This window comes from Vibrio sp. SCSIO 43137, assembly GCF_028201475.1.
Lineage (GTDB): Bacteria > Pseudomonadota > Gammaproteobacteria > Enterobacterales > Vibrionaceae > Vibrio.
This window is the reverse complement of sequence record NZ_CP116384.1, coordinates 243852-261655: the sequence shown is the minus strand read 5'-3', so window position 1 is coordinate 261655 and position 17804 is coordinate 243852. Positions and strand designations below refer to the sequence as shown.

19 protein-coding genes are annotated in these 17804 nt (G+C 45.8%); 11 read left to right on the top strand and 8 right to left on the bottom strand.

The genetic code is table 11. The annotated features are described in order from the left end of the window. Positions 1–101: 101 nt before the first annotated feature. Positions 102–722, bottom strand: coding sequence for a LysE family translocator (locus PK654_RS16995; RefSeq protein WP_271700186.1), 621 nt, complete (start codon positions 720–722; stop codon positions 102–104). 229 nt (positions 723–951) lie between these two features. Here PK654_RS16995 and PK654_RS16990 point away from each other — a divergent pair, with 229 nt between their 5' ends. After that, a complete protein-coding gene (locus tag PK654_RS16990; RefSeq protein WP_271700185.1) occupies positions 952–2772 on the top strand; it encodes a Na/Pi cotransporter family protein in 1821 nt (606 codons plus the stop codon). A 52-nt stretch (positions 2773–2824) separates the two neighbouring features. Here the strand turns inward: PK654_RS16990 and PK654_RS16985 are convergent, their stop codons facing one another. Next, the gene (locus PK654_RS16985) at positions 2825–3574 is read right to left on the bottom strand and encodes a DUF1223 domain-containing protein (RefSeq protein ID WP_271700184.1); all 750 of its coding nucleotides are present in this window, start codon (positions 3572–3574) and stop codon (positions 2825–2827) included. A 142-nt stretch (positions 3575–3716) separates the two neighbouring features. Here PK654_RS16985 and PK654_RS16980 point away from each other — a divergent pair, with 142 nt between their 5' ends. After that, positions 3717–4667, top strand: a complete 951-nt coding sequence (locus tag PK654_RS16980) for a 1-aminocyclopropane-1-carboxylate deaminase/D-cysteine desulfhydrase (protein ID WP_271700710.1) — start codon at positions 3717–3719, stop codon at positions 4665–4667. 45 nt (positions 4668–4712) lie between these two features. On the opposite strand, the gene PK654_RS16975 is transcribed toward PK654_RS16980, so the two are convergent. The 4 genes from PK654_RS16975 to PK654_RS16960 all read right to left on the bottom strand — a co-directional run bounded on the left by PK654_RS16975 (position 4713) and on the right by PK654_RS16960 (position 7816). Next, positions 4713–4862, bottom strand: coding sequence for a hypothetical protein (locus tag PK654_RS16975; protein ID WP_271700709.1), 150 nt, complete (start codon positions 4860–4862; stop codon positions 4713–4715). Between the two features lie 32 nt (positions 4863–4894). Continuing rightward, positions 4895–6058: a M20 aminoacylase family protein gene (locus PK654_RS16970; RefSeq protein ID WP_271700182.1), complete on the bottom strand. Its 1164-nt coding sequence runs from the start codon at positions 6056–6058 to the stop codon at positions 4895–4897. A gap of 153 nt (positions 6059–6211) precedes the next feature. Then, the gene (dpaL, locus tag PK654_RS16965) at positions 6212–7414 is read right to left on the bottom strand and encodes a diaminopropionate ammonia-lyase (RefSeq protein WP_271700181.1); all 1203 of its coding nucleotides are present in this window, start codon (positions 7412–7414) and stop codon (positions 6212–6214) included. 18 nt (positions 7415–7432) lie between these two features. Next, positions 7433–7816 (bottom strand): RidA family protein, encoded by a 384-nt coding sequence (locus PK654_RS16960; protein WP_271700180.1) that lies wholly within the window; start codon positions 7814–7816, stop codon positions 7433–7435. A 673-nt stretch (positions 7817–8489) separates the two neighbouring features. Here PK654_RS16960 and PK654_RS16955 point away from each other — a divergent pair. The 7 genes from PK654_RS16955 to PK654_RS16925 all read left to right on the top strand — a co-directional run bounded on the left by PK654_RS16955 (position 8490) and on the right by PK654_RS16925 (position 14396). Next, positions 8490–9416, top strand: a complete 927-nt coding sequence (locus PK654_RS16955) for a LysR family transcriptional regulator (protein ID WP_271700179.1) — start codon at positions 8490–8492, stop codon at positions 9414–9416. Between the two features lie 235 nt (positions 9417–9651). Further along, complete coding sequence (locus PK654_RS16950; RefSeq protein WP_271700178.1) at positions 9652–9936, top strand: transcriptional regulator; 285 nt, start codon at positions 9652–9654, stop codon at positions 9934–9936. Next, positions 9923–11164 carry a type II toxin-antitoxin system HipA family toxin gene (locus tag PK654_RS16945; RefSeq protein WP_271700177.1) on the top strand — a complete coding sequence of 414 codons (1242 nt, stop codon included), beginning with the start codon at positions 9923–9925 and terminating at the stop codon, positions 11162–11164. The genes PK654_RS16950 and PK654_RS16945 overlap by 14 nt, the downstream gene beginning before the upstream one ends. 188 nt (positions 11165–11352) lie before the next feature. Beyond that, positions 11353–11934 (top strand): DedA family protein, encoded by a 582-nt coding sequence (locus tag PK654_RS16940; protein ID WP_333909667.1) that lies wholly within the window; start codon positions 11353–11355, stop codon positions 11932–11934. Between the two features lie 98 nt (positions 11935–12032). Beyond that, positions 12033–13109 (top strand): D-alanine--D-alanine ligase, encoded by a 1077-nt coding sequence (locus PK654_RS16935; protein ID WP_271700708.1) that lies wholly within the window; start codon positions 12033–12035, stop codon positions 13107–13109. Between the two features lie 13 nt (positions 13110–13122). Beyond that, on the top strand, positions 13123–13656 hold the full coding sequence (locus PK654_RS16930) for a DinB family protein (RefSeq protein ID WP_271700175.1): 534 nt from the start codon (positions 13123–13125) through the stop codon (positions 13654–13656). Next, positions 13656–14396, top strand: coding sequence for an NRDE family protein (locus PK654_RS16925; RefSeq protein ID WP_271700173.1), 741 nt, complete (start codon positions 13656–13658; stop codon positions 14394–14396). The genes PK654_RS16930 and PK654_RS16925 overlap by 1 nt, the downstream gene beginning before the upstream one ends. Here the strand turns inward: PK654_RS16925 and PK654_RS16920 are convergent. Both PK654_RS16920 and PK654_RS16915 read right to left on the bottom strand, forming a co-directional pair. Then, the gene (locus PK654_RS16920) at positions 14393–15202 is read right to left on the bottom strand and encodes an alpha/beta fold hydrolase (RefSeq protein ID WP_271700172.1); all 810 of its coding nucleotides are present in this window, start codon (positions 15200–15202) and stop codon (positions 14393–14395) included. The two genes, PK654_RS16925 and PK654_RS16920, sit on opposite strands and share 4 nt — an antisense overlap. A 59-nt stretch (positions 15203–15261) precedes the next feature. Next, positions 15262–16422: a winged helix-turn-helix domain-containing protein gene (locus PK654_RS16915; protein WP_271700170.1), complete on the bottom strand. Its 1161-nt coding sequence runs from the start codon at positions 16420–16422 to the stop codon at positions 15262–15264. A gap of 102 nt (positions 16423–16524) precedes the next feature. Between PK654_RS16915 and PK654_RS16910 the strand changes: the two genes are divergently transcribed. Both PK654_RS16910 and PK654_RS16905 read left to right on the top strand, forming a co-directional pair. Then, the gene (locus PK654_RS16910; RefSeq protein ID WP_271700169.1) at positions 16525–17055 is read left to right on the top strand and encodes a Crp/Fnr family transcriptional regulator; all 531 of its coding nucleotides are present in this window, start codon (positions 16525–16527) and stop codon (positions 17053–17055) included. Positions 17056–17134: 79 nt separating this feature from the next. Then, positions 17135–17749, top strand: a complete 615-nt coding sequence (locus tag PK654_RS16905; RefSeq protein WP_271700168.1) for an NAD(P)H-dependent oxidoreductase — start codon at positions 17135–17137, stop codon at positions 17747–17749. Positions 17750–17804: the final 55 nt, after the last annotated feature.

Sequence of the window (17804 nt, the reverse complement as noted above, 5' to 3'; positions counted from 1 at the left end):
ACAACTTAACAACAGGTGGTAAGGCCAAACAGAACATAAACAAGTACAAAAAAAGCGAGTAGCCTTTACCACTCGCTTTTTTATTTGCCTGAACAAGCCTGTTAAGTCATAAACAACCAGACACCGACGCCCATCATCAGGGTTCCGGATATGCGGTTCATAAAGCGGACATTTTGTGAGTGTCCCAGTACCCGTTTCAGGCCCTTACCGCCGGTAGCGTATAAGGTCATGCAGACAAATTCAGAGATCATAATAATGGAGACCAGCAAAACTAGCTGTAGCGGCAGGGGCTGGCTCTGATCGATAAACGGCGGCAGCAGAGAGATCATAAACGCCCAGCCTTTCGGATTAGCAATGGCGGTAATAAAGCCCTGAGCCACTAAGTCCCAGTTTTTGCCCACTTCCATCTCAACAGACTCGCCGGTTAAGGCCAGCTTTCCTTTAGAACGCCACATCTGGATACCGAGATAGAACAGGTAACTTGCACCGGCTACTTTAAAACCGACAAACAGCCAAGGGTAGTTAAGCATAACGGCGGCAATACCCACCACAGCAGAAATAGCCACAACAGCCACGCCCACCACTTCACCAGCCATCATCCACAGCGTACGTTTATAACCAATACTCATGCCCATTGAGAGCGCGAGGGTCATACACATTCCCGGTGTAATAGAAACAAAGAAAAAAGTCGGGATAAATACGCTAAGCAGAGCCAGATTCATTGGTCAACGTCCTTTTCGCTGTATTGAAGGCAAGGAGTCAAAGCTCGCATATTCAGCTATATGAAGTCAAGAGAAGTGTGCTGTAGCTCATATTTTTTCTTAATCGGAAATTACTAATCTATCATTTTCGTAAATTGGTTCCTTGCCCTCCGGCAGCAGAGCCTATGCTTATAGATATGCCGTTCTGTATCAGCAGTTTATAGTCAGTATCTAAGGAGCGTTTTATATTATGCCCGTTACTCTTCGTCTTTCTGCCTGTCGATTTCTCTCCCTTATTGTTGTTCTGCTTGTCGCCCCTCAAACAGTTCTGGCCGCAGAAAATGGTACTGATATCAGCTATCTGCCAATGAGTATCGGATTACTCGGCGGGTTAGCTATCTTTCTATACGGTATGGATAAGATGTCCAACGCCCTGAAAAGAGCCGCGGGCGACAAGATGAAGATGCTGCTGGCTAAGCTTACTTCTAACCGGATTGCGGCTGTTATTACCGGTACAGGTATTACCGCTATTATTCAGTCCTCTTCTGTCACTACCGTTCTGTTGGTGGGCTTTATTTCTGCCGGTCTGATGTCCCTTACTCAGGCTGTTGGCGTAATTATGGGTGCCAATATCGGTACTACAGTAACGGCTCAAATTATTGCCTTTAAAGTCACCAAGGCAGCGCTGGCTATGGTAGCGATCGGTTTTATGGTTCAGTTTACCTCCAAAAGAGAGGTAACTAAGCAGTACGGTAATATGCTGTTTGGCTTAGGTTTGATTTTTCTGGGTATGAACCTGATGAGCGAAGCTATGTCGCCACTGCGTACCTATCAGCCCTTTATTGATGCCATGGCACATATGGATAACATACTGTTGGCCATTTTGCTGGCGGCTTCGTTTACTGCTCTGGTTCAGTCCTCTTCGGCCACAACAGGTATTGTGATTGTGCTGGCCGGTCAGGGGTTTATCTCACTGGAAACGGGTATCGCCCTCGCCATGGGGGCCAATATTGGTACTTGTGTTACCGCCATTCTGGCTGCTATCGGTAAATCGCGCGAGGCAATGCAAACCGCTGCGGTGCATATCTGCTTTAATGTGCTTGGTGTACTTATCTGGCTACCATTGATCGGTTTTCTCAGCCAGATGAGTGTGGCTATCTCCCCCTTATATCCGGAGCTGACGGGTATTGAGAGGCTGGCTGCTGAATTGCCGCGCCAGATAGCCAACGCCAACACCCTGTTTAATGTCGCCAATACCCTGATTATGGTGCCGTTTGCCGGCAGCTTTGTCTGGTTTGTACGTAAAATCATTCCCCACCAGCCAAAGCCAGCAAAATCTGCCACCACCAAGAAATCCATAAAGTCTAAATATCTGGGTAAAGAGTTTCTCGCAACACCGGATATCGCTCTGGATCAGGCGCAGCTTGAACTGGGGCGGGTCGGACGAAGGGTATGTAATATGATGAACCTGCTACCGCCTCTGGCAAAAAACGTCAAAAATGAGCAGGAGAAAAAGCAGTTGCTGGATCAGTTGAATGAGATTGAAGCCATAGAAGATGAAGTCGACCGCCTGCATGGCCATATTCTCTCTTATCTCGGCCGGTTAAGAATGGAGCCTCTGTCCGACAATCAGAGCAGTCGCCAAATAACCCTAATTAGTATCACCGATCAGTTAGAAAGTGTGGCCGATCTGGTGGTAAATGCCATGCTGCCCCTCTCTTATAAGGCGCTCAACTCAGACATAACCCTGAGCCCTAAAATGAGAAAAACCTTAGATCAGGCGCAGGATAAGGTGACCCGTTCTATGCTTGATTGTGTAAACGCAATTCGTCGCGGAGATGAGTCCCTTGCCAAGCAGGTACTGCATGCTAAGCGTGAGCTTAACGGCCTGCTGGAAACGGTACTAAACCATCAGGCAGAGAGATTAATAGAACAGGATCCCGACAGACTTCAGATCTTCCGCTTTGAAATGGAATGGATTGAATCGCTGAAACATATCTACACCTTCAGCAAGCGCATTGCCAAGCTACAACTAAGAAAGCGTTCTGTGCTGCCTAAAGTGAAAGAGTAGCTGTTCTTTCTCAGCTACTCTTTTTCATCTATTTACTTTCAGCTATTCTTTTTCATCTATTTTTTTCGAGAAAGCCAGCCACCGTCTGCACAGGTTTAAAGCCGTCTACTCTGGTCAGCCAGACGGCTACGGCATCAGCATTTTCTGGAATACTGCTCAGATTAAAATGCCAGTTATTCTGCGAGGTCATCTGCTGTTTTTCCAGTACGATAAAGTCATGCTTCAGCGATTTACCCCTGTTCTCGCCAGAGCGGACTTGTGTGGTTTCATCCATCGCCAACAGTGCCAGATGGGCACTGTATTTCCCCTCTCCTTCATAGGCAAGGTCAAACAGAGAACCGTTTCTGGTCAGAGTCAGCTTATCAGCCGGTTTCTCACTAGCCTTAGGAAGATTCTGCCGGTAAAAGTAGCCCTGCCACTCTTTACCGTCAACAAAGAACCCCGGAGTGTAAACCGACGAGGCAGCACCATAGCTTTGATAGATTCTCTGCCTTTGGGAAAACGAAGGGTGAGAAAATTTATCCTTCCAGCCAAGGTAGTTCCAATAATCGACATGAAAGGCCAACGGAATCACCTCTTTCCACAGCTCGGTGTTATCCTGAAGTTTGCTCAGATACTTGTCTGCCGGAGGGCAGCTTGAACAGCCTTCCGAAGTAAACAGTTCAACCAGTTGCGCCGGTTTCCCTTCATGCTGCCAGCTTTGTCCGGCATTAACGGATGAAGCTGTTGCTGTCAGCAGCAACAGAGGGAGAGCTGTTACCAGCCGGGAGAGTTGAGGCATTGAGAAAATCCGCTTCATCATTCAGTTCCTTTTTTGTTCACTTACCATCCAGACCCGAACACTGATGTATAAATTTCAATGCATTTTGCCTGCGCTTCAGGCACATTACCCTCTTAAGCCCCATAATTGGTCAATAGATAGAATCAACACCGATAGCCAGCAGATGAAAATAGCCAACAGCCCGGTAACCCGACATACCTTCAACAATGTCAGCTTTTTCCTGAAACGGGACGATCAGTTGCACCCGCAGTTTGCCGGTAACAAGGCCCGAAAACTGATGTCGCTGTTAACCGGAGATTTCCCCGCTATAAAACATGTGATAGGCCATGGCTCTGCGCAGGCAAACTCACTTTACTCTCTGGCGGCACTCTGCTCACTGAGAGGCTGGAAACTGACTTTCTATGTCGACCATATTGCCGGTTACCTGAAACAAAATCCGGCAGGAAACTATCTCGGTGCTCTGGAACTGGGCGCCAATATTATTGACCTATCAGAACAAGAAAACCGACAAGGTTTACATGCAAAAGAGTATATAGCCCGAAATCATCCCCCACAGGAAGATACGCTGTTAGTTCCGGAAGGCGGCTGGTACTCTCTTGCGGAACAGGGAGTAAAACAGCTGGCCGATGAAATCCTTGAATGGCAGTCGACGTTAAATCGGCATGAGTCTGAAATTGACATTAAAGAAAAGCAAGCACTTACTATCGCACTACCTTCCGGTACGGGAACAACGGCGCTTTATCTGCAAAAGCACCTTGCCGATGCCGGTATTGAAGTACTTACCTGTGCCTGCGTAGCAGACAAGGCTTACCTGACTCAGCAGTTCAATGAGCTGGATTCAGAAGCCGCTAAGCCAACCATCCTCAGCACCACATCCGGCAGCGATAACAAGCACCACTTCGGCAAGCTTTACCGGCAGGAGTATCAGATCTGGCAGGATTTAATGCAGCAAACCGGTGTTGAATTTGAACTGCTTTACGACCCTTATATGTGGCTCTGCCTGCAAGAGTGGTTACCCCAGAACAGGGATAAAACCCTGCTCTATATCCATCAGGGTGGCGTACTGGGTAACCCAAGTATGCAAAACAGATACAGACGGAAGTTTAAAGACTAGCAACAAACAAAGTTGCTTCTTGCTAGTCTGCTTTGGCTTATCTTCTTACTCTGCCAACGGCTTAAAGTGACCACTTTTTTCTATTGCCCTTTTATAGGCCGGGCGCTGACGCATCCGCTCAATAAAGGCCTGAACATGCGGGTATTTTTCTCCGATACCCGTGCGCACTTCAGCCACCTCAAGGCAATAACCCATCACGATATCAGCGGCGGTGAGCTCCTCTCCCGTCAGCCATGTTGTTCGATGATCTGACAGTAGAAACCAGCCGCTACCGGCAAAATATCATCGTTGTAGTCGTAGTTAGGGTTGTGCAGGAAGTAACCATTCGCACCTTCTGTGCCGTTGCCGATAAATACGTAGCAACCGGATACTTTTTCAGCGAAGAAACCAAAGTCTTCAGAGAAGCTCTTTTTCTCACCGTTTGTATTTACCTTGTCTTCACCCAATAAAGTGATTGCAGCTTTTGCAGCAGCTTGTGTCTGCTCTTCTGAGTTGAAAGAAACTACAAATTCTCTGGATACCTCTACTTCACCTTTCAGCTTGTAGGCTTCGCAGGCACCTTTAACGATCTCGTTCATACGTTTTTCAACAAGATCCGTGTTTTCCGTGGTGTAAGTACGGTAATCACCCTTAATGGTGATCTCAGTTGGAACGACATTTCTCGCACCGTCTGTCAGAATTTCTGTTACTGAACAAACTACAGTTTCCATCGGGTTAATGGTGCGTGAAACAATCGACTGAATACCATGAATGACTTGTGCAAGGGCAACTACCGGATCTGCCAGCATATGTGGAGAAGAGGCGTGACCGCCTTCACCAATCAACTTAATAGTGAACAGGTTCTCACTGGCCATAACACCGCCAGAGCACATATGAATTGAGCCAGCTTCAAAGCCCGGAACATTGTGATAACCGTATACTTCATCGGTAGGGAATCTTTCAAACAAGCCATCGTTAATCATGGCCGTTGCACCCAAACCGTGCTCTTCGTCTGGCTGGAACAGGAAGTGCACCGTTCCGTTGAAGTCACCTTCAGTCGCTAAATATTTAGCAGCACCTAACAGAGAAGCAGTGTGACCATCGTGGCCACAGCCATGCATCTTACCCGGAACGCAAGATTTATAAGGGACATCGCCGGTTTCCTGAAGATCGATACAGTCCATATCCGCACGAAGAGCAATGGCTTTTTTACCTTGCCAGTCGCCCTTGCACAGCACACCAACCACACCTGATTTGCCAATTCCATGGTGAACTTCGATGCCCCACTCCCCTAACTTTTCAGCTACAAATGCAGAGGTAACCGGCAAATCGAACATAAATTCAGGATGTTCATGAATTTTATGTCTCCATTCCGCCATCTCTTTTGCCAGGTCTGAAGAAATCTTGACCATTGGATATTCCTTTTGAGTTATTAGATTTATGGTAAAACCTGACCGTATCGCCTACAAAACAGAGGCAACATAGTCGATTGTTTAATGTTTTTATGATTACGGTCTGCCGGGCTTTCTGTTGAAAAGATCAACAGACCTTAGAGTCTTCTGTTATTAAGAAGGGTAAGCACCTTCCCAGATAACTTTCTGGTAGTTAACAGGGTCGGTATTACCTTCTGTGCTCAGGATGTACACCACTGAGTTTTCGTCGAAAGCAAACTGATTCATCAATGCTTTTGCATCAGAGTTGGTTGCCAATGCGTGCAGGGCACCTACACCGATTGCACCAGACTCACCGGAAACCACTTTAGGGTCATGGGCCAGAGGGTTTGCCAGAATACGCATACCTGTTGCGGCTAAGGAGTCATTACAGGAGAGGAAGCCGGAGGCATTGTCTTTCAGGATATCCCAGCCGATAGTGCAAGGCTCACCGCAGGCAAGGCCCGCCATAATGGTATCCAGATCGTCGTTAACAAAAACAATGTCACCAGTAAGGCCGGAGCGGTAGATACAATCGGCTTTTTCCGGCTCTACGATCAGGCTGACAAGGCGTTCGATGCCGTAGTGGTTTACAAATGAACCCAGAATGGCACCCGCCATTGAACCAACACCAGCCTGAAGAATAATATGAGTCGGAACTTCACCCATCTCTTCCATCTGCTCGATACTTTCGCTCACAATGGTGGCGTAGCCCTGCATAATCCACAGCGGGATATCGGTATAGCCTTCCCATGCCGTATCCTGAACAAACTCCCAGCCATTCTTCTGAGAAGTCTCGTAAGCGATGCGAACGGTATCATCGTAGTTGCAGTCAGTAACAATAACTTCAGCGCCGAGTTTCTGGATGTTTCTGACACGCTCTTCTGCGGTACCGACAGGCATATAAATTACCGCATTCTGGCCTAGCTTCTCAGCCGACCATGCAATGCCACGGCCGTGGTTTCCGTCGGTAGCAGAGGTAAAAGTCATTGGCTCAGTAATTTGAGCTTTCAGGTTTTCAAGGCTCAGTTCACTGGCTGATAATCCATACTTGTTTCCCAGCAAGCGGGCAATGGCGTAAGATCCACCAAGAACTTTAAAAGCATTTAAATCAAAACGGTAATCTTCGTCCTTTAATAAAACTTTACGTACACCCAGTTTTTCTGCCAGCGCATCCAGAGAGTGAAGAGGTGTTTTACAATAGCCCGGTAACTGGCTGTGAAAATTGCGCACATTAAGTAAATCTTCTGCTTCAAATCCTTTACTTAAAGACGGTGCATAAGATTTATTTTCGATACTCTTTAATACGTTAGGTATTATTTTTTCAGGTAAACTCATTTTCTTACTCAATATGCGTTATTTCACAAAAGCGATAGCTTCAATTTCAACCAGCGCATCTTTTGGAAGACGGGCAACTTCAACACAAGAACGTGCTGGTGCAGCGTCTGTTCCGAAAATTTCTGTATACACTTCGTTAAAGGTAACAAAGTCATTCATGTCAGAAAGGAAACAACAGGTTTTAAGCACAGAATCCAGCGATGCACCCGCCTCTTCCAATACGGCTTTCAGGTTCAATAGAGACTGAAGTGCCTGCTCTTTAATACCACCTTCTACAAATTCCATTGTTTTAGGATCAAGAGGAAGTTGCCCTGAGGTAAATACCAGATTTTCCAGACCAGTACCCTGTGAATATGGGCCAATCGCTTTAGGTGCCAGTTCAGTATTAACTATCTTTTTCATCATCTTTTCCTATTTAGAATTACTTAATCACCGGTCTTAACCCAGCCGGCAAGGTGTAAATAGACGTTAGCAATGAGAGGGGTTTTATTTGAAATCACAAATTATCATTACCACTATGATGATTTGTCATAGTGCTATTTGATTTAAAATCATGGGGCAGATATTTTTTGTTTCTGCAGTTGGCTGTAACCATTCTCATTTAAATAAAGAAAAGCAGAGCCAATCAGGTGCCAATACTAATAAACCACATACAAACAAGTAGTTATAAGTAATCCGTAAAAATTATCGACTCGCTTTAGAGCATGAAAAAAACAGATATTTGCTTATGCAAAACGATGCTTTAGGTTGAAAATTGGGGTTAAAATCTATGTGATTTATGACCAATAAATTATTGCGTTAAGTCACAATAACGCCGCTAAATTAAGGAGAGGTTAATTTGTTATAATGTGATCTAAATACATTAAATAAGATATTGTTGGCTAATTTATAAAATTAGTATAGATTATATTATCAACAAAGCATTTATTTTCTTAAGACAGAAGATTAAATACTTATTAACTTTAATGCAACATCTAAGTCGAAATAATATAAACACAATAAATTAGACTATTATTAAATAACTAAGCGAATAGCACTTTAGTTCTATTTAAATTTTAAGCCGTTTGGGTATAGCATGAAAAACAATAACCTTAACCTATTGCGTACACTGCAAGTTTTGCTGGAGGAGTGTCATGTCAGCCATGCAGCTGAAAGACTGCACCTGACTCAGTCTGCCGTTAGCCGTCAACTCACTCAGCTCAGGGAGTTGTTCCATGATCCCCTTCTGGTAAGAGAAAAAAACCATCTTGTCCCCACTCCAAGAGCAGAACAAATTAAGCAGCGGTTAAATGATGTGCTGACAGAGTGTGATGACCTATTCCAGCCTGAAGTATTTCAGCCGGAGCTCTGGAAAGGCCGGGTCGCTATTGCTTCATCGGATCATGTCGCCCAGTACTTTATGCCGGATCTGGTAGAGAACTTCAGTGAAAATGCACCTAACCTAAATGTGGTTTACCACTCCTGGTCGCCTAAAAAGTTTGAGCAGCTCGGTGAGCTGGATATTCAGCTTGTCTCCACCACTGCACCAGAAGTGCCAGACGGTTTGTGCGGCCTTCTTACCGGAGAAGATCACCCTGTATGCGTGATGAGCACCAACCATCCACTGGCGACAAAGCAGAGCCTGAGTCTGGATGACTTTTTAAGCTATAACCATGTCTCTGTAGTGGGCGGAGGGGATAAAGACAGCTTTGTTGATATTGCCTTGGCAGAACAAGATCTGAAACGACGAATTCAGTTTACCGTGCCCTTTTTCAGTTCTGCCCTTACCACCATTTGCCGCACGGATATGTTATTGGTGATCCCCGAACATATTGCCATCAGCATGCAACGCAACTTTTCCGTTACCTATTTCCCTCTTCCGTTGCAGGCACCTAAGCAGAAATACTGGCTGATCTGGCATCCAAAATACCAGAACGATACCTCTCATCAGTGGCTGAGAGAAACGGTATTTGAAGTGATGCAACACTCACTTTCCCTGAAAGCGATGGTAAATACGGAATAGCTCATATTCAGGCTATTTTTTAGGGGCAGGCTGGCGCGACAGGTTACATTGCTGTATTTCTTATAGCGCCTGTCCTTTTATCCTCTTTTTTATCCTCTTTTATCCTGTCCCCTCTACCTTATGTAAACCTGGCATCAGAGATAGTTTATTTACCAAAACCACACTTGCTACTATAATAGCAAATACGACGTATTTTTAGCCTAAAATGATACTATAGTAGCAAAAGGAAAAGGGGATGCTGTCACTCAATACAGCCTATGATGCTCAAATGAAGCTACGGGATCACCTGAAAAAACTCAGAAAGTCTCAGAAACTGAGTGTGGATAAGCTAACGGTAAAATCAGGTGTACCTAATGCAACCATCAGGAAGTTTGAATCAACAGGCAATATATCCTTTAGACAGTTCCTGATGCTCTTTGAGGCTCTTCACAATATCGATGATATTGTAAAGCTATGTGAAACTTCTGAATCTGAACCATCCAGCATTGATGAGGTTCTAAGTAGAAATGTTAAACTCTAAACTGTACGTGTACCGCACGCTGACTAATGCTGAAAAGGTATTAGTGGGCACACTCGCAGAGAATAGGGACGGGTGCTACTTTCAATATGACGATGGCTACCTTGCTACACATTCGACCTCTCTATCTCCATTCAAGATTAAGTCTGATACATCCATCCAGAAAGCACCCAGAACCCCGCATTATGGTATTCATGGGGTATTTGCTGACAGCCTGCCGGATGGTTGGGGTTTGTATCTAATGGATAGACTATTTCGTGCAAATGGGTATAACCCGCGCAACATTAGTGCACTAGAACGGTTAGCGTTTGTAGGCAATAACTGCCTTGGCTCACTTTCCTATGAACCTGAGATTACGTTTGGCAGAACTTCAGAGTCGGATATAGATTTGATCACTTTAGGAAAAGAAGCTATCAGTGAGTTCGAGGGCACTGAGTCTCACTTAATAGAGTACCTGTGCAATACTTCGGGCTCGGGTGGTGCCCGCCCTAAGATGAACGTTACCAAGCTTGCAGATGGTAGCTATTCAACAGACCAGAGGGCAGTCGGTGAGAAACTTATTGTTAAGCTTACTTCTGATAAGTTCGACCTAAAACATTACGAAAGTTTGGTGGAATACCTTTATATGGGTATAGCTAAAAACTTGGGTTTCGAGGTAGCTGACTTTAATTTGCTTGATGCGGGTAGTGGGCACTATTGGCTGCAGCAGTCGCGATTTGATTGCACTGAACAAGGTGGTAGAAAACACATGTTGTCAGCGTGTGGACTTCTGGATGCACCATTTAGAGAGCCGTCACTGGATTACGTTGACTTGATTAAGGCAACACGGATTTTGTGTGGTGACCTTGCTTCAAAAGAGATGGTGCGCAGGGCTCTGTTTAATTACATCACCGTTAACCAAGACGATCACTCCAAGAACTTCTCCTTTATAGCCAATGATGATGACTCATGGTCTCTGTCACCTGTATACGATATCGTTTACAGTCCATCACCCTATGCTGAACACGCGACTTCCTTTAATGGCGATGGCCGAAGCCCTTTAAAAGCCTTGACGATTATGGCCAGACAAGCAGGCTATGCCAACGAAAAGTCACTACTGTCGATGGCTGAAGAAATCTATCAAGGAACCCGAAGCTTCGTGCAGGATGCTAAAGAGCTGGGTGTACCTCCGGGAGTGGCCGGAGCGATAGATAGTGATATCACCACCAAATGGCTTTCATTGAAAAGCTAATTTGAAGCCTTCGCAATGTCATTTACGGCAACTAAAACGGGGAAAACGTAATTTAATTGCTGGCAAAAACGTACACCACTAAAAAATTTATAATTATTTCCAATCCGGTGAAATAATTCCTGCCCCTCTAAGGTCTTACTTGGTTAACGAACTTTGACGGGCAGAATCTTATGGCAGACTGGATAGAAATGAGTACTAATTTACAGCAGGGGCTGGGTGTCTCCGGGCTGTTTATCTCAATTATCTTACTCTCCTATCTGCTTGAAGATCTTGCCATTGTTACGGCGGCTCTGCTTGCAGCGGACAACGCCATCTCTCCTTCGCTCTCTTTACTGGCTATCTTTATCGGTATTGCAACCGGTGATATCGGCTTGTATGCCCTTGGCATGCTGGCCGCCAGATGGAGAGCGTTGAGATACCGGTTACTAACCAACCGGGGGATGAAACTGGTCCGCCACAGACTAAAAAATAACACCATGCTGAATATCGCCATCATCCGCTTTATTCCGGGTCTGCGTACTATAGGCTTTACCCTGAGCGGTCTGTTCCGGGTCAGCTTTGTGCAATACATGACTTCCGTTATGGTCGCAACCGCCATCTGGACCGCAATCATCTTTTTCCTTGTCTATCAGTTGGGCTCTGTAGAGTGGCTACAGGACAATGAGTGGAAGTGGGTGATTGCACCGTGCGCACTATTTGCGCTGTGGAAAATTAACCGCCATTCATCGAAAAAACTATTTACTCAGAATGGCAGAGGAGTGTCAGTTTGAGCGCTATTAATACTAAACAAAAACATGTAGCCCCAACCTATCAACAGGACAATGTCGTGCCGTTAAGAAAAAATCAAACTATAGAAGAAAAACTGGGAATGCCTGAAATGGACCGCACCGGCCCTATTGTTTCCCGATACGAATTCTGGCCGACGTGGTTCTTTTACGCCCCCGTTGTTGCCCAAAGCCTGTGGCACAGCCTGAAATACCGCAGCATCAGCCTGCCGCTGATCGCTAACCCTTCTATCTGGTTAAGCGGAATGGTGGGCGAATCAAAAAAAGACATTCTCAACCTTGCCGGTAAAGAAGCTAAAAAGTGGATTCTGCCGTTTAACACTCTTAGAAAGAACAGCAGCAGCACCGAAGTTCAGCTTAGGGACGCACTGGAAGCGATGGAGCAGGAAAGGCTCAGCTTCCCTGTTGTCGCAAAGCCTGATAAAGGCTGCCGTGGTGCCGGTGTACGACTTGTGCATAATGAAGCCCAGTTGGTTGATTACATCGAACGTTTCCCTCAGGGCGCTGATTATCTGCTGCAACAGAAGTCAGATTATGATGCCGAAGTCGGTGTTTTTTACATGCGCTATCCCGGGGAGAAGAAAGGTGAAGTATTCTCTATTACACTTAAATACGCTCCGTATGTAAAAGGCGATGGCGTAAAAACACTGGAACAGCTGATAGAAGATGATCCGAGAGCAGGACAACTGGCTCATATTTATAAAGGCCGGCATTCAGGTTCACTAGACAGAGTGATCCCAAAAGATGTCGACTTCAGGCTGGCATTTGCCGGAAGCCATAGCCGTGGCAGCATATTTAAAAACGGCAATCAATACATTACTCAGGCACTGACTGAGAAACTGGATGAGATTTTTGATGATTTTGACGGTTTCTACTACGGCAGACTGGACATTAAGTTTAAAAATATCGACAGCCTGATGGCAGGTGAAGATTTTCAGATTATTGAAATCAACGGTGCCAGCAGTGAAGCGACTCATATCTGGGACAGTAAAACTCCGCTGAAGGAGATCTTCTCCACCTTGCTGTTTCAATATCGCTCGCTTTATAAAATCGGCTATTTGCAGAAAAAAGCCGGTCATAAACCACCATCGCTGAGAACTCTGTTTAAAGCTCTGGCAGAAGAGAAAGCACTGGTTAAGCAGTACCCGTCTACGGACTAATCAAGGAACTATTATGTACGACAACAAGAACCACTATTGCCCGTCTGTATCCGGGAACTTAGAAGCCATTTCTCAGGGGCTGGAGCTTTGCCGTCAGCTTGATCAAAACAGCTATAACCACAAAGCGACCCCTTATGTACAGAGCAGCATTGGTGAGCACCTGCGCCATATTAACGATCTCTACTTTGCCATTAAAAATGAAGCCAATGTTGGTGTGGTGGACTATGACCACCGCCGCCGTGGCGCGCCGGTAGAGTCTGACCTAGAGGTAGGCATTGCAGAACTTGAGCAGATCGAAAGCTGGCTAAAGCAGCTAACTGAAGAGCAGTTAGATCGTGATATTTCCATTTTGTCCGAAGCTTCTATCTCTTCTCAGCAGGTGTGTGAGATTCCGTCAAATATGCGCAGAGAGCTGTTGTTTGTCGCCAGCCATACTATTCACCATTTCGCCCTGATGCGGGTTGCGGCTATCCACTGTGACGTGGACACTAACGAGCACCTTGGCTATGCCCCTGCAACCGCAACTTATTTAAGAGGACAGGCATAATGTGTACTGCCTCATGGCTGCTTGAGCCTAAAGGTTATCAGCTGTTTTTTAACCGTGATGAACAGAAAGGCAGAGCCAAAGCCCTGCCGCCGCAGCAGTTTATCTCTGACAACGGTATCTCTTATATGATGCCGGTCGATCCGGTAGGCAAAGGCAGCTGGATTGCCACCAATGAGTTTGGCCTGACCCTCTGTCTGCTTAATTATTATCAGGGACAGACACCGCAAGGTGAGCTTATCAGCCGCGGACAACTGGTAAAATCTTTTGCCCATTACGCCAGTGCTGACGAGCTTATCAGTGACTTTGCCCGCCTGAGTTATCAGCAGTATGCCCCTTTTACTCTGGTAGTATTCGATGCAGAACTGACCGCCTATAATGGCCATGTCCGTTCCCTACAGTGGGACGGAAAAACCTTAGTGGACAGCCTTCCCCTTCCGCCGCTGATCTCCAGTGCCGTTGATGCTGACAATGTACGCAACGAGCGCAGACGCCTGTTTGCTGAGTGCAACGAAAAAGAACAGAGCATCGCCGGACGGCTGGCTTTTCATCACAGCCATGATCCGCACAAAGGCCACTTCTCGCCTTGTATGCACAGGGATGATGCCCACACCGTCAGCTTTACCCATATTTCGGTCACTGAAGGTAATGTAGAGATCAACTATCAGGATGGTTCACCCTGCCTTGGTGCTCCATATCAAAACCTGAGCCTTAGCAAACGTTCAGAGCAGATGTTTGGTTAATCATCTTGCGCCAGCAGTGACAGACATTCATTGGGGTGACTGGTAATAAGAAAGTGGCTGGCGCCCTCTATTTGACTGGTTTTACAATCAGGTAGCTGCTGGTTCAGATGATGAGCAATAGATCTGGTAACAGGGTTAGACTCCGTTCCGCAGATAATATGGAAAGGCGTCTGGCACTGTTTTATGTCTGACTTTGTTGTTCCTGCCGACAGAGTCAATTGCCAGTGACGGAGGTTGTTTTTCACCAGTGGCTCCATACCCTGCCGGATAAAGTCAGGCAGCTCTGCAAAAGCGCCCGCTCCCGCCCAGAAATCAATCACCATGCCACTGCAATCAGGCTTTTTTAAAGCTGCACTTTCACGATAGTGAGCCAGAAATTGATCCACCACCGCCACCTTCTCTCTATCCTGCATCAGATGCAGCACCCACACCGCAACGGGTTCAAACAGAGTGACTTTGCTTACAGGAACGCTCTGCTTCAGAGCCAGACTTAGGGCAACCACACCACCAAAAGAGTGGCCGATAATATGAACCGGACGATTGGTAGTATTAACAATGATCTGCTCTATCAACGACAGTTCAGTTTCTATATCCGGCGCAATAAAATCTCTGGGATCAGGCGTACCACAATGGCCGGGCAGTTTTACACAAATACAGTGATACTGTTCAGACAACTTTTCCACCATCCTTTTCCAGCTTGAAGTAGTGGCAAAAGAGCCATGGATCAGCACAAGAGGCTCTCCGCTTCCCTGCTCGGTATAGTAATCCTCAATGGTTAGCTTTTTTCCATAATCCTTATGCTGCAAAATCCTTACCTTTCTCTGTTTTTTCAACTAATTGTAGTCGAACAGCCCATAACCGCTATTCAGATAAAAGACACAGGACTTCCGGAGTAAACTTCCAGTTGCTCACAACCATTAAAGGTCATAAACAGCGCCAGCTCTTTTTTCAGCGCTGAAGCAAACTCGTCTACCTTACGCAGTGAAGGTTCCAGTACCAGGTTATGGATATGCAGTATTGAGGTTTTCCGGTCGGCTTTGCAGTCCATTCTCGCCACCAGCTTGCCATCCCAGAGAATAGGCAGACAGAAGTAGCCATACTTTCTTTTAGCCGCCGGGGTATAACACTCCAGCAGGTAGTCATAGGCAAACAGTTTTTGCGTACGTTTTCTCTGGATCAGGAGATTATCGAATGGCGACAGTATTTTTGCCCTGCTCTTTCTCAGCGGCTTATTCAGCAACTCGAGGGAGTCAGGTAACACAAAGTACTGCTCGCCAACCACTGCGACCGGCGTAATCTCACCACGTTCAAACATCTCATTCAGTGCCTGTTTTACCGGCTTTTTGCTCTCTTTCAGCAGATACGTTATCTCGCCATGGTTTCCCAGACCATTAGCTTTCAGATAGTTACGCACTAAAAAGCTGGCGTGTTCACTTTCAGTCGGTGGCTGAGTATTTAAATCATCCGGTAGCACCCTTTCGGTAAGGTCATACACTTTATGGAAGTTTTTGCGCCCGGCAATCATAAGATCACCCTGCATAAACAGATTCTCCAATGCTTGTTTAGCCGGTTTACTTCCCCAGCCCTGATGTTTTTTACCGGCGCCTTCAAAGTCCTTGGCCATCAATGGCCCTTCATTCTGGATTCGTTCCGTCACATGTTTCATCAGGGCAAGATCTTTTTTAAACCAGTGACTGCGCCGGCCGCTTTTAAGTGCCAGTTTATTGGGCAGGCTATAGCGAAAATCACGCATAGGCAGATAGGCAGCCGCATGTGACCAGTACTCGAACACCTTTTTGTCATTCACCAATTTATCAATGTGCTGTGGCTGATAGCGACTGTTTCGGTTCCACAAGGTGTGGTGATGAGCCCGCTCAATAACGGAGATAGTATCAATCTGTATATAACCCAGATGTTCAATAGCAGACTGGGTGGCTAAAAGGGCAGAGCCACTGGCTTTAACCGCCGGAAGTTGCTGAGAATGCAGTATCAGTTTGCGCGCCTGAGCCGGAGAGAGACTATCCATAATGTTGCAATTTTTCCCTGAGTTAAATAATCTCATCAAGCATAACATGCCTGTCCCCTAAAAAGTGACGGGGAAGTTTTCAGACTACTGCGGATACGACCTATGAATAGTTTTGAGCCGATGTTAAACGCCATACTCCCTTATGCAGAACAGCGGGATGTAGCGAAGAGAACTGTTTTGCTGCGTGAATGTGAATATAGCAACACTATCTTTTTTGTAAGAAGCGGCTGTCTGCGATCATGGTTTAATCAGGATGGCAAAGATGTCTCCTTTCAGTTTTTTATGCCCGGCACTTTTCTTAGCTCCTTTGAAAGTATGATGTTTAATGAGCCGAGTTCCTACACCATCGAAAGTGTACTGCCCTCTTCTCTGTATACTGTAGATAAAAAGATCTTTAAGCAGTTGATTGATGACTCTCCTGAATTAAAAGAGCTGGTATTTCAGATTGTTTGTGAGCGCCTTCGTCACTATCAGCGTTTGTTTCTGTCACGTATTAAAGATACTCCGGAACAGAGATACAAAGAGTTGACCAAAGAGTATCCTGAGCTGATTCGCAATATCCCTCAGCACTATATCGCCTCCTATCTGGGTATCACTTCCGTTTCCCTTAGCCGTATCCGTTGCAGAAAGTAAAACCGATAACATATGTTATCGTCGATGTAGTGAGTTACCCCATAAAATAACCATATTGTTCATTTATGGGGTATCCAATATGCGAGTTCTGGTTGTTTTTAATCATCCGTATCAAGGCAGTTTCTGCAACTCAATCTTAAATTCTGTAATGCGTGGGCTGGATGAAGGTCAGCATGAAATGGACGTGATCCATCTGGATAAAGAGCAGTTTGACCCTGTGATGCGCAGCAAAGACCTTCAGGCCTTTACTATTGCCAAAACTGACCCTGAGCGTGCTTATACCATGCTGGACGAGCAAGTTCTCGACTATAAGCGGCGGGTCGAAAACGCCGATCATATTGTGTTTATATTTCCTATCTGGTGGGAATTGATGCCGGCACTGACCAAGGGCTTTATTGATAAGCTGATTTTCCCCGGTATCGCCTATAACTACAAAGAGAACGGGCTGGGTATGTACAGCCTACTGAACAAACTTGAAGGGGTCACCATGATCACCACCATGAATACACCTTCGCTGGCCTACCGTCTGCTGTTCGGCAATGCTATTCAGAAAGCACTAATGATGGGAACCTTCTGGAAAATCGGCATTAAAAAACGTAAGTGGATTAACCTGACCAATGTTAAGTTCTCTTCTGATAAGAAAAGAGCCAAATGGCTCAGCGATATTGAAATGCGCTTTATGCAGCTGAACTAGCCAATTCACCCAGATTCCGGAGCTGCGCCGATAAAAAGGTTTTCAGGCGGATATA

Excerpts from the sequence above, each read along its gene's own strand:
- PK654_RS16995 (WP_271700186.1), bottom strand. The coding sequence starts at position 722 with ATGAATCTGGCTCTGCTTAGCGTATTTATCCCGACTTTTTTCTTTGTT.
- PK654_RS16970 (WP_271700182.1), bottom strand. The coding sequence starts at position 6,058 with ATGGTCAAGATTTCTTCAGACCTGGCAAAAGAGATGGCGGAATGGAGA.
- PK654_RS16975 (WP_271700709.1), bottom strand. The coding sequence starts at position 4,862 with ATGGGTTATTGCCTTGAGGTGGCTGAAGTGCGCACGGGTATCGGAGAA.
- dpaL (WP_271700181.1), bottom strand. The coding sequence starts at position 7,414 with ATGAGTTTACCTGAAAAAATAATACCTAACGTATTAAAGAGTATCGAA.
- PK654_RS16930 (WP_271700175.1), top strand. The coding sequence starts at position 13,123 with ATGTACGACAACAAGAACCACTATTGCCCGTCTGTATCCGGGAACTTA.
- PK654_RS16925 (WP_271700173.1), top strand. The coding sequence starts at position 13,656 with ATGTGTACTGCCTCATGGCTGCTTGAGCCTAAAGGTTATCAGCTGTTT.
- PK654_RS16945 (WP_271700177.1), top strand. The coding sequence starts at position 9,923 with ATGTTAAACTCTAAACTGTACGTGTACCGCACGCTGACTAATGCTGAA.
- PK654_RS16910 (WP_271700169.1), top strand. The coding sequence starts at position 16,525 with ATGAATAGTTTTGAGCCGATGTTAAACGCCATACTCCCTTATGCAGAA.
- PK654_RS16935 (WP_271700708.1), top strand. The coding sequence starts at position 12,033 with ATGCCTGAAATGGACCGCACCGGCCCTATTGTTTCCCGATACGAATTC.
- PK654_RS16955 (WP_271700179.1), top strand. The coding sequence starts at position 8,490 with ATGAAAAACAATAACCTTAACCTATTGCGTACACTGCAAGTTTTGCTG.
- PK654_RS16950 (WP_271700178.1), top strand. The coding sequence starts at position 9,652 with ATGCTGTCACTCAATACAGCCTATGATGCTCAAATGAAGCTACGGGAT.
- PK654_RS16915 (WP_271700170.1), bottom strand. The coding sequence starts at position 16,422 with ATGGATAGTCTCTCTCCGGCTCAGGCGCGCAAACTGATACTGCATTCT.
- PK654_RS16960 (WP_271700180.1), bottom strand. The coding sequence starts at position 7,816 with ATGAAAAAGATAGTTAATACTGAACTGGCACCTAAAGCGATTGGCCCA.
- PK654_RS16990 (WP_271700185.1), top strand. The coding sequence starts at position 952 with ATGCCCGTTACTCTTCGTCTTTCTGCCTGTCGATTTCTCTCCCTTATT.
- PK654_RS16905 (WP_271700168.1), top strand. The coding sequence starts at position 17,135 with ATGCGAGTTCTGGTTGTTTTTAATCATCCGTATCAAGGCAGTTTCTGC.
- PK654_RS16985 (WP_271700184.1), bottom strand. The coding sequence starts at position 3,574 with ATGATGAAGCGGATTTTCTCAATGCCTCAACTCTCCCGGCTGGTAACA.
- PK654_RS16980 (WP_271700710.1), top strand. The coding sequence starts at position 3,717 with ATGAAAATAGCCAACAGCCCGGTAACCCGACATACCTTCAACAATGTC.
- PK654_RS16940 (WP_333909667.1), top strand. The coding sequence starts at position 11,353 with ATGAGTACTAATTTACAGCAGGGGCTGGGTGTCTCCGGGCTGTTTATC.